Raw genomic sequence first — 15,127 nt, forward strand, 5'->3', positions numbered from 1 at the left:
ACTTTTAAACTAATTTTAAGCTTCCGCTAACATTTTTTCTCCAGCTTCGATAGCTTCTTCGATAGTACCTTTAAGGTTAAAAGCTGATTCTGGCAAGTGATCTAATTCACCGTCAATAATCATGTTAAATCCTTTGATCGTATCTTTAATATCAACTAACACCCCTTTTAATCCTGTAAATTGCTCCGCAACGTGGAAAGGCTGAGATAAGAAACGTTGTACACGACGTGCTCTTGAAACGGCTAATTTATCATCTTCTGATAATTCTTCCATACCAAGGATCGCAATGATATCTTGTAATTGTTTGTATTTTTGCAAAATTTCTTTTACTCTTTGTGCGCAGTCATAGTGCTCATTACCTAAAATTTGAGGAGTAAGGATTCTTGAAGTAGAATCCAATGGATCTACTGCAGGATAAATACCTAACTCAGCAATTTTACGAGACAATACAGTAGTTGCATCAAGGTGAGCAAAAGTTGTAGCCGGAGCTGGATCTGTTAAATCATCCGCAGGTACGTAAACCGCTTGTACAGATGTAATAGACCCTTTGTTTGTAGAAGTGATACGCTCTTGCATCGCACCCATTTCAGTAGCCAATGTTGGTTGGTACCCTACCGCAGACGGCATACGACCTAAAAGTGCAGAAACTTCAGAACCTGCTTGTGTAAAACGGAAGATGTTATCCACGAAGAATAGTACATCTTTCCCTTGATCAGTTCCTGCTCCATCACGGAAATACTCAGCGATAGACAATCCAGAAAGTGCTACACGAGCACGAGCTCCTGGAGGCTCATTCATTTGACCGAAAACGAAAGTAGCTTTAGACTCTCTCATTCCTGGCATATCTACTTTAGATAAATCCCATCCTCCATTTTCCATAGAGTGCATGAATTCATCCCCGTATTTTATAATTCCTGACTCTAACATCTCACGAAGTAAGTCATTCCCTTCACGTGTTCTTTCTCCTACTCCTGCGAATACTGAAAGTCCACCGTGACCTTTTGCAATATTGTTGATCAACTCTTGAATCAATACTGTTTTACCAACACCAGCACCACCGAACAATCCAATTTTACCCCCTTTTGAGTAAGGCTCAATTAAATCGATTACTTTAATACCTGTAAATAAAACTTCAGATGAAGTTGAAAGGTCTTCAAATTTAGGTGCTTGTCTGTGAATAGACATTCCGTTTTCCCCTGTTTTTGGTAAATTACCTAAACCGTCAATTGCATCTCCAATTACATTGAATAAACGACCGTAAACATCGGCACCAATTGGCATTTGGATAGGATTCCCTGTTCCAACTACTTCATAACCTCTACTCAAACCATCTGTTGAGTCCATTGAAATGGTACGTACCGTGTTTTCACCAATGTGAGACTGTACTTCAAGCACTAATAAAGTACCATCTTTTTTTGTGATTTCTAACGAATCATAAATTTTTGGAAGTTCAACATCCTTACCGTTGAAAACGACATCAACTACTGGTCCAATGATCTGGGCAACTTTTCCTATTACTTTTGACATTACTTATGTGTTTATTAAATAGCTATTTAGGTTTATGAAATTATACCAATCGAAACGTATCGATTAAATGCTTTTTTCAGAGCGCAAAGATAATTTTTTAAAATATAAAATCAATTATTTTTTTACAAAAAAAGGATTATTTTAGTAAATTTCACTTGAACTACTAAAAAAAATAAAAAAGTTCACATTATTCTTAAAAAAAGAAAGACCACTTACAAAGAGTAAGTGGTCTTTAAAGTATGACTACAAATTATAATCTATAGTACTTTTGGAAATAAAATACCATAATTCCCTAAATCTACTCCTTTCAAATTAGAACCGTATTTGGCATTAATTGCTTTAATGAATTCGTTTGCAATTAATGCATATCCCCTTGGGCTAGGATGAACTCCGTCTAATGAAAAGGCTCCACCTGTTGCATAAGTTGAACTTAAAGTAAAACCATTTGAACTTATACCGCTTGCAGAAGTTAAACCATTCATAGTGTCTTTTGCATTAAAAATAGCTAAATTAAAAGTTGTTGCTGCAGCTTCAATAGTAGAATTGTAAGCGTCTGTTGCGACTTTAATTTCAGCAACTTCACTTGGAAGTAATACATACCTATCAGGAAGCGGAAATGTAATTCCTAATTGATTTAAACTTGGCGCTGGTGAAGCAATCCCATCTGCATCAACAGATGCTACTTTACCAATTCTTGAACTTGCTGATAAACAAATTAAATCTGTCGGCACAGCTTGTCTTGCTTGTCCAAAAATAAAACCTAATGCGCCGGCGGTTTGCGCATCAAGCCCACCGCCAATTAAAACTTGGGTTAATTGTGGTGCCAAATTTGACAATGTTTCATCATTTATTAACATAGGGTTGTTACCAGTTGAGGATAAAACATTAATTCTATTTCCTTGCCCTAAGAATTTCAAAGCATTGTTTAAAGGAGTATAAAGTTGGGCATTCAAAGTACTCACTAAATTTACATTATTTACAGTTAAATTTGCTTGTGTCAATTGATTGTATTGAATAACATAAAAATAAGGCAACGTTGTTACATATGGTAAATTTGCGATTACTCCTTTTCGTCCACCTGCCGTAAGTTTTGTAAGCATCGAGTTATAAACCGTATTAAAAGTTGCTGGAGGTGTTAATGGATTTACTGTAGGATCGCCACCAGAAGTTGCATATCCTAGTTCATCATTGCCACCAATCCATAAAGAAAAGAAAGTTGGTGATTGTGCTAAAGCATCATCAATAACTGTAGCAGTAGGTTTAGAAGCAAATCTAGCAAAATAAGGATTTCCTGCAGAACTGCCATAGCCAGCAAAATCTAAATGAATAGCTTTTGCGCCAGGAATTCCCATATTACTAAAACTCCCTGTCAATTTATCAGAAATTGCTGTTCCTGAAATGCCTGTCACTGGTTTAGGTGTTGGCGAAAGATTTGTATTAGTTATTACAGTATCAAAATATAATCTTGGTCCAAATTGCGGTATTTGCGCACCTCCTAATGAAAACCCACCAATATTATCCTTCATAAATGGATTTGTAAAAGCACCTCCGCCTACAAGTGAAAATTGTTGCGCTAATATATTTGGATAAGATCCTTCTTGCCCTTTTATAAATAAAGCCCCGTCTGAAAATCCTGCTGCAAATGAATCGCCTAAAGCTACATATTTCGAAAAATCGGCAGATCCAGAAGTTAAAGGCTTTCCATCAGAAGAATTGGCTTCAACAGCAACTTCATCTTCGTTATTACACGCTACAAATGCTAACGAAGCAAATAATAGCCATTTGAAATTTTTCATCATTGTTTTTATAATTTAGTATTAATGAATGATTACGGGTTAATTGTCCAAGACGCAAAATATTGTTGACCAATAAGACCAGCTCCTAATACTTGACCGTATTCTTTACCTCCGATGTTTGATGCTCCAACTTTTAAAGTTGATTTCAAAGATGGAAGATTGTAATTTAACTGTGCATCTATAACTGTAGCTGATGCTATTGTACCATCTGCAAAAGAAGACTGCCATAAGTATTCGCTATTCCATCGTCCGCTAACATTAAATCCAAAATTTGGAAATAACTTTTCGTTTCCAAAAGAAGCTTTCACACGGTGTTTTGGTGTATTGAAACCCGCTTCGAAACTAGGATCTTTAGATTGATCAAAACCAAACTCTGCATAATTATAATTAGCCCCAATTTCAAAATCCTTGTATACTTTTCTTGATAATCCAAGACCGAAACCTAATGACTTGATTTCTAAAGGAGTGTTAGTGTACAATTGAAAAGTTCTTGTATTGCCATTTGAAAGTGCATGAACAGCTTGCAGACCTGCTGCGCTCGAAGTTCCTCCGCCATCAATAGCTGCTCCATATAAAGGAGTAACAACATTTAAGTTTCCAATGAAATTATTATAAATATTATAATACCCGTTTATATCTATTGAAGTTTTATTAATGAAAGACCTATAACCCACTTCAATTGCTTTTACTTCTTCTGGTTTAACTAGACCCGCATTTGTTTTTTTCAATAGTGCAGGATTTCCAGCTGCTGCAAAAGCAATAACCGAAGATGCTAGGTATGAATTTTCATAAGCTCTTCTACCGTCAATTGTTACTGTATTTCCACCTGCAAATCCTTGACCTATTGCTCCGTTTATTGGCAAAGTTTCTACAAAACGAGTCAAGTTATCCGGCGCTGATCCTAATAAAATGGCACTTCCCACATTAAATCCAATATACTGATCTTGTGTAGTAGGATTTCTAAAACCTGTTTGGAACGACCCTCTAAAATTATGGTTTTTATTTTGACCACCAGAATACACTACAGAAAGTCTTGGGGAATAATTACCATCAAAATTTTGTGCTTTGTCATAACGAATAGATCCAGTAAATTTCAGGCGATCATCCATTACTTTTTTCATCACTTGCGTATATGCTCCGTATTCATTGTACTTGATTGGACCATTCGCATCAGTGTAAATACGTCCAAATGAATTCAATTCATATTGCCTGTATGATCCACCAACTTGAATTTCAGCAAAATCAATTAAATCTTTGAAATTATAATTGGCATCAGAATGATAAATTCTTGAATTGTCTACTAATTTTGAACCTGTTAAAACACTAGCCTCATTTGTCACCGATGCGAAAGCAGATTTAAATGCTGGAGAACCTGGCAAGAATCTACCTGTATCAGCAAAAGCTCTTGCAGCATCGTGTGCCGCTTGAGAATTAGCCGCACCTGCTAATGTAGATTGAACGTAAGCGCTAGCATATTCTCCAAACCAAGTAGCATCAGCTTTCCATTTTCTGTTTATATTAATCCCTGTAAATAACATATCATACGATTGACCACCGTCCTCAGTTGTAGTGTATCCTCTTAAAAAGAAATTTTTTCCTTTGAATTCAATTTTATGTTGTTGCATGAAAAAGTTATTCAAATAATAACGGTTTGCACCTTGATATACTGCATTACCAAAACCAAATTTAGATTGTAATATAACTTCTAAATTTTCATTTCCAAAAGGTCGATAATGCAACGATAAATCTATCTTAGTGTTACTTGCTTTATTGTCTGTTAAATCCGTTTCGTTGTAACCTGTTCTACTTACTGTAGAGTTTGGAAGAATACTTCTAAACACATTGTACTGTGCAGGAGTTATTCTATTTGCATTTAACAAACCATCAGCTACATTTCTAATATTTGTAGCTACTTCATCTCCGTAGATATTAATTCCATCGTAATTAGGATTTTTTCTATCAATTCCAGCTCTTGTTTTATCATCGGCATTAGTAGCGTACCAATCTGTTCCACGCATGTAGGTGAAATTAGCTTTCCCAGCCAAATAAGGACTAAATGCTTTTGCCATACGGATTCCGTAATCGACATAATCATTTGTACCAGCTGCTTTTTGACTAGTCTGTCCAAATTTAGCGTATGCTGTAATTCCTTGGCTTGTAAATGGACTTTTACTGGTCATAAATAAAATTCCATTAAATGCATTTGCCCCATATAAAGCTGAAGATGCTCCAGGAAGCAATTCTACACTTTGAACATCAATTTCAGATAACCCTATTAAGTTTCCTAATACGAAGTTCAATAACGGAGAGGAGTTATCCATTCCATCTACCAATTGCATAAAACGAGTGTTTGCAACAGATGCAAATCCACGTGTATTAATTGATTTAAATGACATACTTGACGTATTCATTTGTACTTCTTTCATGTTTTCAAGTCCATCATAGAAAGAAGGTGAAGCCGTTTTCTTAATTTCAGCAATACCCATTCTTTCAATAGTTACTGGTGACTCTAAAACTCTTTCCGGAGTTCTTGACGCAGAAACTACAATTTCGTCTAATTTATTCTCTTCATCTACCAGTTTTACTGCAATTTTTTGATTAGGAGAAGCAACAGATACTCTCTGAGATGCAAAACCTACACTTGTAACCTCAATAGTATAAGGTGGCTTTCTAGAAGATTTCAAAATAAAAGAACCATCTACATCAGTAGTAGTAGCAGCGGAATCACCAATGATTTTAATGTTGGCTCCAGGAATAGGTTGGTTGTTACTGTCTGTAACAATACCTGAAATTGAGTTTTGAGCAAAAGTCAAGCTGCAAAAAAACAATGTCAAAAAAAGTAAATACACTCTCATTGGTTATAATTTGTTGGTTTATGTGGCCAAATTACAAATATTTTTGATATTAATAAAAAAGGACCTTTAAAATTTCATATTTAGCAGTTAATTTGCGCCATTTAAACTTATTCACTATTGATTTTTTAAAATTATATGTTAAAAATTATGTAATAACAACAGAATATCATTATGCGCGCATATAAAAAATACACATATCATAAAAAATTTATTAATTTTTAGATATTTGATAAAAATAACAAATAACACAAATTCGCATCTTTTTCGTAGTCTTTTCGAGCATTTAAAAGGACTTTTGCAAAAAACAAAACAAAAAACAGCCTTGAAAAAAAATCTTTCAAGGCTGTTTTTATATAATAAGGATTTAAAAATTTATTCTACTGTAACTGATTTAGCCAAATTACGAGGTTGGTCTACGTTGCAACCACGCAGTACAGCAATATGATACGACAATAGTTGCAATGGAATTGTCGTAATCAATGGTGATAAAGCATCAGAAGTTTCTGGAATTTCAATCACATAATCGGCTAACTCACGTACTTGTATGTCCCCTTTAGTAACTACCGCAATTATTTTCCCACTTCTGGATTTTATTTCTTGAATGTTACTTACAATTTTGTCATAATGCCCTTGCTTTGGCGCAATAACTACTACTGGCATACTTTCGTCAATTAAAGCAATAGGACCGTGTTTCATTTCAGCTGCAGGATACCCTTCAGCATGAATATAAGAGATCTCTTTTAACTTTAAAGCGCCTTCTAAAGCAACCGGGAAATTATATCCTCTTCCTAGATACAAACAATTAGGAGCATCCTTGAATGTTAATGCAATTTCTTTTGCTTTTGCATTGGTTTCCAAAGCTTCTTTAACTTTTTCAGGAATAATTTCTAGTTCCTGTAAATACATATGAAAATCACCATGCGATAAAGTACCCTTTGCTTTTGCTAAACGCAAAGCAATCATGGTTAATACTGTAATTTGAGTCGTAAACGCTTTGGTAGATGCAACTCCTATTTCAGGACCCGCATGCGTATAAGCTCCTGCGTGAGTTTCTCTAGAAATTGAAGAACCCACAACATTACAAACACCAAACACAAATGCACCATGTTCTTTGGCTAATTTTATAGCAGCCATGGTATCTGCTGTTTCTCCAGATTGAGAAATAGCAATAACGATATCTTTTTTGTTTATAATTGGGTTTCTATATCTAAACTCCGAAGCATATTCTACTTCAACAGGAATGCGAGCAAACTCTTCAAAAACATACTCGGCAACTAATCCGGCATGCCATGACGTTCCACAGGCTACTATTATAATTCGATCCGCATTTAGAAATTTTTCTAAATTATCTTCTACACCTGCCATTTGAATTAGACCTTCATTTGCGTGCAATCTCCCGCGATAAGTATCTTTTATAACACTTGGCTGCTCGTAAATTTCTTTTAACATAAAGTGATCATATCCCCCTTTTTCAATTTGCTCTAAGTTCATCTGAAGCTCTTGAATAGTAGGATTGACTAATGAGTCATCTTTAATCTTACGCACTTTCATTTGTTTGTGCAATCTAATATTTGCCATTTCGCCATCTTCAAGGTAGATCGCATTTGACGTGTACTCTATAAAAGGAGACGCATCTGAGGCTATAAAAAATTCTCCTTCACCTACCCCAATAGCTAGTGGACTTCCTAATCTTGCAGCAACAATTTCATTTGGATTTTTTTTATCAAATACAGCAATTGCATAGGCACCTACCACTTGATTTAAAGCAACTTGAACTGCTTTTCCTAATTTTAATCCGTCTCTTTTTTGAACTTCTTCAATTAGGTTAATTAGCACTTCAGTATCTGTGTCTGAGTGAAAAACATAGCCTCTTTTTGTCAATTCTGCCTTCAAAGGAGCATAATTTTCAATAATTCCGTTGTGCACGATGGCTAAATCTCCAGAATTTGAAATATGCGGATGAGAATTTACATCGTTTGGCACACCATGTGTTGCCCAACGTGTATGACCAATGCCAATACTTCCATTCGTTGTGATCTCTTTTGAAGCTTTCGCCTCTAGATCTACTACTTTCCCTTTGGTTTTAGAAACCTTTAACTGCTCACCGTCATACAGCATTACACCGGCACTATCGTAACCTCTATATTCAAGCCTCTTCAATCCTTTTATAACTATAGGATAAGCTTCTCTAAATCCGATATATCCAACGATTCCACACATATTTGTATCTTAATTAGGTTTTGTAAAAATAATTTCTAGTTTTAATCTTTTGTCATCAGCCGAAGATTTACCACCATACAAAATGGTTCCTAATGGATTCATAACCGACGGTTTTGGTGCTCCCGTAATAAAAGCACTTGGTGTTTTTACCTTGTAGGATATGGGATTGTTAATGTCTTCCGTTACTACCAAACCTAACTTAATATTAGTAGAATCTTTGAACTTGATAAGGTTCCTTATATGATTTGTAATTCTAATTTTATAGGAGGTTCCTTTTTTGGTAGTAGCATTTGTAATTAGATTACCATCAAAAATGATTTTATCCTTTTTGGGATTGAGACTATTGGTAGTTCCATCTAAAAAATAATCCACAATAGGTCGATTGTTTTTTAAATCATAGACATACACCCTCTGAGGTTCTATATTTCCCGACATAGCCGCAGCATCAATATGAAAAACAAGATTGGCCTCATTAACCAACCAACCACTTTTTCTGATGGATTCTAATTCACCAGGAGTTTCAAAAAGGCTTATTACTGCTAGAGATCCTTCTCCTCCTTTTAAATACAACTTGTCATCTCCTTCTGCACTATTTCCCGTATTTGGCAAAGCATTATAAGCAAGTCCGCTATTGGAATAATTAGTGTTTTGCAAGCTCACTGAATTTCCTGTGAAATCTAAAACAATAGTTTTTTTGACACGTGTAACCGTAGTCACGGCACCTACTGTTGTAGAAAGATCTTCATTATATTTTATAGTGATTTTACCTGCTTTAAAGTTCAACATTGCTGTATTTCCAGCACTGCTTCCTGATTTTTCCATTTTAAAATAAAGACCTCTAAAATATTCTTTGAACACTGAATTTGATGCCAATTTACCTGAAGCTACAGCATCAAGTATCTTAGTTTTAAAAAAGCTTTTATTCAAATTCAATTGCATGCCAGGAGGAGTTCGTGTAGTAGTGACTACTTTCGTTACTGTATCGGTTGAAGTAACAACATGCTCTGCTGGGTCAAAGAAAAATTTATCGTTTTGGGCCACATTAGAATCATCATTGAGGCGATTTGGATTTTTAACATCATCAAAATCTGAATTTTGATCTGTAAAATATTTCTGTGGCTGCACAAATCCGCCCATTGGATCGGTGTCTCTCATGAAATATCCCGACTCGTAAACGCTTAATTTCATTTCCGCTTTATCAGGCCCATAAATGGAGTCAAGGGTATATTCACGACTTCCATCTGTTTTCGTTATTGTTTTGGAAGCATCAATATAATACGGTATTGTTAAAACAACACTTTCAATGTAAGGTCTTGTGCCAATGCTTGTAGGTGGAGCCGCTATGGTTAATTGCGTTGCAAAATTTGCGGTAGTTTCACCAAAATTAGGATTATTATAAATTCCTAACGGATTTACTTCAAGATTGTTGGATTGTATTGGACCCGTCTTATGCCCGTAAGCTAAAACACTATAGGTTTGTTTTTCTAAGCCAAAATTATTTTCACCAATTAAATCACCACCAATTTCATTATAATCTTTATCGCAAGAATATAAAAAAACAACACTTGCAACTACCAGAATTTTCTTAAAAAAAGAATTATTGTACATATTAAATAGAAAAGTTTAATTTAAAGAACCTCGTTTGTATAGAAATTAGTATACAGCTCTGCGAAAGCATCTTTCGGTGCGAAAGGTAAAAAAGGTTTTCCTGAAGATTCTATAAATTTTGTTAAACTTGGAGACAGGTTTTCTGAGGCAATAATCACTGCATCGGAATGCTTAATAGTAGCTTTAATGATATTTTCATAGCTTGGTATTTCCAAATCAGCTATTGCTTCATCAGGAACACCGTCAAACTTTACTTTATTAATCATCTCAACATCGAGAGTCCCATCAAAAGACTGACTGTATACTGAAGTAACAATCTTAGTTTCTGAAAACAACGCCTCATTTTTGTAAAAATGCTTCATGTATATGGGTAACATAGCAGCCATCCAGCCATGAACATGAATAATATCTGGAACCCAGTTCAATTTCTTTACCGTTTCAACAACTCCTTTTGCGAAGAAAATAGCACGCTCATCATTATCTGGATACATCACTCCTTCTTCATCAGCAAATGTGGCTTTCCGCTTGAAATACTCATCATTGTCAATAAAATAAACCTGTATTCTCTCTTTTGGTATCGAAGCCACTTTAATAATCAAAGGCATATCCAAGTCATTCACCACCAAATTCATCCCCGAAAGTCTAATTACTTCGTGCAATTGATGTCTTCTCTCGTTAATATTTCCATACCTTGGCATAAAAATTCTTATTTGTCCGCCTTGATCATTGATCATTTTGGGTACGTCATAAGACATTAAAGAGACCTCATTTTCAGCGAGATAAGGCACCACTTCAGATGATACATATAATATCCTCTTATCTTTCATATTGTAATTTACTTAATTTATTGGCAATAAAAACCATGCAAAATTACAAAAATTTATGCAGTTATTAACTAAAATAGTAAGTTTGCATTTAATTTTAATAAAACAGCCATGCCTATTTTCTACGGAAAAGCACCTTTGATCGACTATATGAAATCGATAAAAACGGTAAATTCTACAGTTGGATTTGTTCCTACGATGGGTGCTTTACACCAAGGTCATTTGGCATTAATGCAGCAATCACTTCTAGCAAATGAGAATACTGTTGTAAGTATTTTTGTTAACCCAACACAATTTAACAACCCAGAGGACTTAGCAAAATACCCCCGAACATTTGATGCAGATGTTCAAAAATTGACTGATTTGGATCCAAAAATTATTTTGTACGCACCAACTGTTGAAGATATTTATGAAGGAAAACCTACTTCACAGTCTTTTGATTTTGATGGTCTTGAAAATCAAATGGAAGGCAAATTCAGACCCGGCCATTTTGACGGGGTTGGCACTATTGTAAAGCGCCTTTTTGAAATAGTAGCGCCTACAAACGCATATTTTGGCGAAAAGGACTTTCAGCAATTGCAAATTGTAAAAAAAATGGTTGCCAAAAATAACTTATCTGTAAACGTAGTTGGTTGTCCAATTCACCGTGAAAGCAACAATCTAGCAATGAGCTCTAGAAACGAACGCTTGGCTCCAGAAGAAAGAGCAGAAGCGGCTCTCATCTACAAAACACTAGCCGAAGCAAAAGAAAAATTTGCAACCAACAGTATTTCAGCAGTTTCCGAATGGGTACAAAAAACGTTTCAGGACAATCCTCATTTTACTTTAGAATATTTCACTATTGCTGATGAAGAAACACTTTTGTCTAGTACAAGAAAAAATAAAAATAAAAAATATCGCGCTTTTATAGCAGTACTTGTCAATAACATTCGATTGATTGACACCATTTCATTAAATTAATTTACTTTTGTAGCATGCAAATTCAAGTTTTAAAATCAAAAATTCACCGAGTTAGAGTAACCGGCGCCGATTTAAATTATATTGGGTCCATTACTATTGACGAATCATTATTAGAAGCTTCCAATATAATTGAAGGGGAGAAAGTCGCTATCGTAAACATCAACAACGGAGAACGTTTTGAAACCTACGCAATCAAAGGGGAGAAAAATTCTGGCTCCATTACACTTAATGGACCTGCAGCTCGAAAAGTACAAAAAGACGATATCATTATTATTATTTCCTATGCGACAATGGAATTTGAAGCCGCTAAAACATTCAAACCATGGGTTATTTTCCCGAATGAAAACGACAACTCATTGACATAGTGGCGTAAATATGAATATCTGATTGAATTTGTTTATGATTCCTGGGTGTTATTTTTCAATAAAAGTTACCCAGAAACAATACCTTCAACAACAAATTAAATAATTAAGATTTTTAACCTCACGTTTTCTGGACCCAATTTATAGTACACTATACTTCATATATATATATTTTGAAGCAAGGTTACTGATCTGGTTTTAGAATTAAAAGTAAATAAAGTATTATATTGCTCTCTTAATTTAGATGTATTTTAATCTCTAAACACGCCTTATTATGAAGCAATTACTACTCTTATTCTTCTCGATCGCAGCATTTTCACAAAAAACTACCGAGCCATTTGATTCTAATGCACTAGGTGAAAGTCGTGAAATTACAATTGCCTTACCTGCTTCTTTCGAAAAAAATCCCACAAAAAAATATCCACTTCTTATTTTACTGGATGGGGATTACTTGTTCAATCCGTTTTATGGAGCACTATCTTATGGCGCCTATTGGGATGATTTACCTGAAATGATCATTGTTGGCATCAGCCAAAATAAAAATAACGAACGCATAGAGGACAGTACTTATGATGAAGCAGATAATGTTCCTACAGAAAAAGGAGCTAAATTCTTTGAGTTTATTGGTGCCGAATTACTTCCTTATCTCGAAAAAAAATACCCTATTGCTCCCTTCAAAATCATAGCGGGACACGATACGACAGCCGGATTTCTAAATTTTTTCCTTTATAAAGACAACCCCCTATTTAATGGCTATATCTCCTTAAGCCCAGAGCTAGCGCCCGATATGGAAACCCGAATTGCAGAAAAAATTTCCGCAACCAAACAACCCCTTTTTTATTATCAATCTATTGCAGATGGCGACATTAAAGAAATTCAAGAAACTGTGAAGCAATTAGACAAAAATATAAAACAAAGCGACAACCCTTTACTACATTATAAATTTGATACTTTCAAAGAGGCCTCACATTATTCTTTAATTTTGTATTCTATACCCAATGCGTTATACCATATTTTTAATGTGTACAAACCCATATCATCTGCAGAGTTTAGTGATAAAATTGCTATTTTGCCTTCGGGATACGTAGATTATTTGGTAGATCGATACGCTACATTAAATAATAGTCTTGGTTTAAAAATTCCGATTCGCGTTAACGATTTTAAGGCCATTGAAGCGGCCATACTAAAAAACAAAGCGTACAATGAACTGGATCAATTGGCCGAAATTGCCAATAAAAATTATCCAAAGTCAATGCTTGCCGAATATGAATTGGGTCTAATGTATGAAAAGCAAGAAGATTTTAAAAAAGCTGCCAAACGCTATCAAAATGCCTCGCAGATGGAAGAAATTGGAGATTTATCTAAGACGATGATGACCAACAAATACGAAGATATGATTGCCAAAACACCTAAAAAATAATGTCTAAAGTAAAAACAACTTTTTTTTGTCAAAACTGTGGTGCCCAATATGCCAAATGGCAAGGACAATGCAACTCCTGCAAAGAATGGAATACAATTGCTGAAGAAATCATTCAAAAACAAGAGAAAACAGCTTGGAAGAGTGAATCAACTGCAACAAGTAAAGCACCAAAACCTTTACGAATAAACGAAATCGATTCTGCTCAAGAAATTCGCATGGATACAACTGATGCAGAACTCAATCGCGTGTTAGGTGGCGGTATCGTTCCGGGTTCTTTGATTTTATTGGGTGGCGAACCTGGAATAGGAAAAAGTACGCTTTTGCTACAAATCTCTTTAAAATTACCTTATAAAACCTTGTATGTATCTGGCGAGGAAAGTCAGAAACAAATAAAAATGCGTGCCGAAAGGATTACACCAAGCGGAGACAATTGCTACATCCTAACCGAAACAAAAACACAAAATATTTTCAAGCAAATTGAAGCCATTGAGCCTGAAATTGTAATTATCGATTCAATTCAAACGCTGCATACGGATTACATAGAATCTACCCCGGGAAGCATATCACAAATTCGGGAAACAACAGCCGAATTGATCAAATTTGCTAAAGAAACTAATATTCCTGTCATTCTAATTGGGCATATAACAAAAGATGGAAACATTGCTGGTCCTAAAATTCTGGAACACATGGTAGACACCGTTTTACAATTTGAAGGCGATAGAAATCATGTATACCGTATTTTACGCTCTCTAAAAAACCGTTTTGGTTCTACTGCCGAAATTGGGATTTATGAAATGTTAGGCAATGGGTTGCGCGAAGTTTCTAACCCATCCGAAATATTAATTTCGCATAAAAACGAGGAATTATCTGGAACCGCAATTGCATCTACACTTGAAGGCATGCGCCCATTAATGATCGAAATTCAAGCACTCGTAAGCACTGCAGTTTACGGAACTCCACAACGCAGTACGACTGGCTATAATGCCAAAAGGCTCAATATGATTCTGGCCGTATTAGAAAAAAGAGCTGGTTTTAGGCTGGGCGCCAAAGATGTTTTCCTAAATATCACGGGAGGAATTTCAGTAGATGATCCCGCGATAGATTTGGCTGTAGTTGCTGCCATTTTATCCTCGAATGAAGATATTGCAGTGAACAAAGATTTTTGTTTTGCTGGCGAAGTAGGACTTTCAGGTGAAATACGTCCCGTAAACCGAGTGGATCAACGCATTCAGGAAGCAGAAAAATTAGGTTTTTCGACTATTTTTGTTTCTAAATACAATAAAATTGCGCTGAAGAATACTGGCATACAAATTAGGATGGTCGCTAAAATAGAAGATGTAGTTAGTGAGTTGTTCGGGTGATATTTAAAATACTATTCCTTTTTATAGATTCATTGCTGCAAGAAATTACGAATGCTTGGTAAATGAAGTATAAGCTTTAATTTTAGATTTGTTTAGTGCAGAGATTACGAGTATGCGCTACAGGGTTTAACAAATGTTATCTTTTATTTTACTTTTTTAAAATTTTATTACGTACTAATTGCTGGTATTGGTGA

At 35.1% G+C, this 15,127-nt stretch carries 10 protein-coding genes; 4 read left to right on the plus strand and 6 right to left on the minus strand.

Annotation, left to right across the window (positions count from 1 at the left end; translation table 11 throughout):
• Positions 1–15: 15 nt before the first annotated feature.
• From atpD to AC061C_RS03480, 6 genes are all read right to left on the minus strand, one after another.
• Positions 16–1,527: a F0F1 ATP synthase subunit beta gene (gene atpD / locus AC061C_RS03455; RefSeq protein WP_309757586.1), complete on the minus strand. Its 1,512-nt coding sequence runs from the start codon at positions 1,525–1,527 to the stop codon at positions 16–18.
• A gap of 257 nt (positions 1,528–1,784) precedes the next feature.
• On the minus strand, positions 1,785–3,326 hold the full coding sequence (locus AC061C_RS03460) for an SGNH/GDSL hydrolase family protein (protein WP_478290050.1): 1,542 nt from the start codon (positions 3,324–3,326) through the stop codon (positions 1,785–1,787).
• 29 nt (positions 3,327–3,355) lie between these two features.
• Positions 3,356–6,178, minus strand: coding sequence for a TonB-dependent receptor domain-containing protein (locus tag AC061C_RS03465; RefSeq protein WP_478290051.1), 2,823 nt, complete (start codon positions 6,176–6,178; stop codon positions 3,356–3,358).
• Between the two features lie 372 nt (positions 6,179–6,550).
• The gene (glmS, locus tag AC061C_RS03470) at positions 6,551–8,398 is read right to left on the minus strand and encodes a glutamine--fructose-6-phosphate transaminase (isomerizing) (RefSeq protein ID WP_478290052.1); all 1,848 of its coding nucleotides are present in this window, start codon (positions 8,396–8,398) and stop codon (positions 6,551–6,553) included.
• A 9-nt stretch (positions 8,399–8,407) separates the two neighbouring features.
• Positions 8,408–10,006, minus strand: coding sequence for a BamH family beta-barrel-assembly machinery protein (bamH, locus tag AC061C_RS03475; RefSeq protein ID WP_478290053.1), 1,599 nt, complete (start codon positions 10,004–10,006; stop codon positions 8,408–8,410).
• A gap of 20 nt (positions 10,007–10,026) precedes the next feature.
• Entirely contained in the window at positions 10,027–10,833 is an 807-nt protein-coding gene (locus AC061C_RS03480) for a glycogen/starch synthase (protein WP_417979663.1), read from the minus strand.
• 108 nt (positions 10,834–10,941) lie between these two features.
• On the opposite strand from AC061C_RS03480, the gene panC reads away from it, so the two are divergent.
• From panC to radA, 4 genes are all read left to right on the plus strand, one after another.
• Complete coding sequence (gene panC / locus AC061C_RS03485; protein WP_478290054.1) at positions 10,942–11,790, plus strand: pantoate--beta-alanine ligase; 849 nt, start codon at positions 10,942–10,944, stop codon at positions 11,788–11,790.
• A gap of 14 nt (positions 11,791–11,804) precedes the next feature.
• Positions 11,805–12,155 carry an aspartate 1-decarboxylase gene (gene panD, locus AC061C_RS03490; protein ID WP_478290055.1) on the plus strand — a complete coding sequence of 117 codons (351 nt, stop codon included), beginning with the start codon at positions 11,805–11,807 and terminating at the stop codon, positions 12,153–12,155.
• A 271-nt stretch (positions 12,156–12,426) separates the two neighbouring features.
• Positions 12,427–13,572 carry an alpha/beta hydrolase gene (locus AC061C_RS03495; RefSeq protein ID WP_478290056.1) on the plus strand — a complete coding sequence of 382 codons (1,146 nt, stop codon included), beginning with the start codon at positions 12,427–12,429 and terminating at the stop codon, positions 13,570–13,572.
• Entirely contained in the window at positions 13,572–14,933 is a 1,362-nt protein-coding gene (radA, locus tag AC061C_RS03500; protein ID WP_478290057.1) for a DNA repair protein RadA, read from the plus strand. The genes AC061C_RS03495 and radA overlap by 1 nt, the downstream gene beginning before the upstream one ends.
• Positions 14,934–15,127: the final 194 nt, after the last annotated feature.

Source organism: Flavobacterium sp. GNP010, assembly GCF_056428945.1.

Bases quoted from the DNA above. Each gene is read 5' to 3' on its own strand.
- panC (WP_478290054.1), top strand. From the start codon at position 10,942: ATGCCTATTTTCTACGGAAAAGCACCTTTGATCGACTATATGAAATCG.
- glmS (WP_478290052.1), bottom strand. From the start codon at position 8,398: ATGTGTGGAATCGTTGGATATATCGGATTTAGAGAAGCTTATCCTATA.
- AC061C_RS03480 (WP_417979663.1), bottom strand. From the start codon at position 10,833: ATGAAAGATAAGAGGATATTATATGTATCATCTGAAGTGGTGCCTTAT.
- AC061C_RS03460 (WP_478290050.1), bottom strand. From the start codon at position 3,326: ATGATGAAAAATTTCAAATGGCTATTATTTGCTTCGTTAGCATTTGTA.
- radA (WP_478290057.1), top strand. From the start codon at position 13,572: ATGTCTAAAGTAAAAACAACTTTTTTTTGTCAAAACTGTGGTGCCCAA.
- AC061C_RS03495 (WP_478290056.1), top strand. From the start codon at position 12,427: ATGAAGCAATTACTACTCTTATTCTTCTCGATCGCAGCATTTTCACAA.
- AC061C_RS03465 (WP_478290051.1), bottom strand. From the start codon at position 6,178: ATGAGAGTGTATTTACTTTTTTTGACATTGTTTTTTTGCAGCTTGACT.
- atpD (WP_309757586.1), bottom strand. From the start codon at position 1,527: ATGTCAAAAGTAATAGGAAAAGTTGCCCAGATCATTGGACCAGTAGTT.
- bamH (WP_478290053.1), bottom strand. From the start codon at position 10,006: ATGTACAATAATTCTTTTTTTAAGAAAATTCTGGTAGTTGCAAGTGTT.
- panD (WP_478290055.1), top strand. From the start codon at position 11,805: ATGCAAATTCAAGTTTTAAAATCAAAAATTCACCGAGTTAGAGTAACC.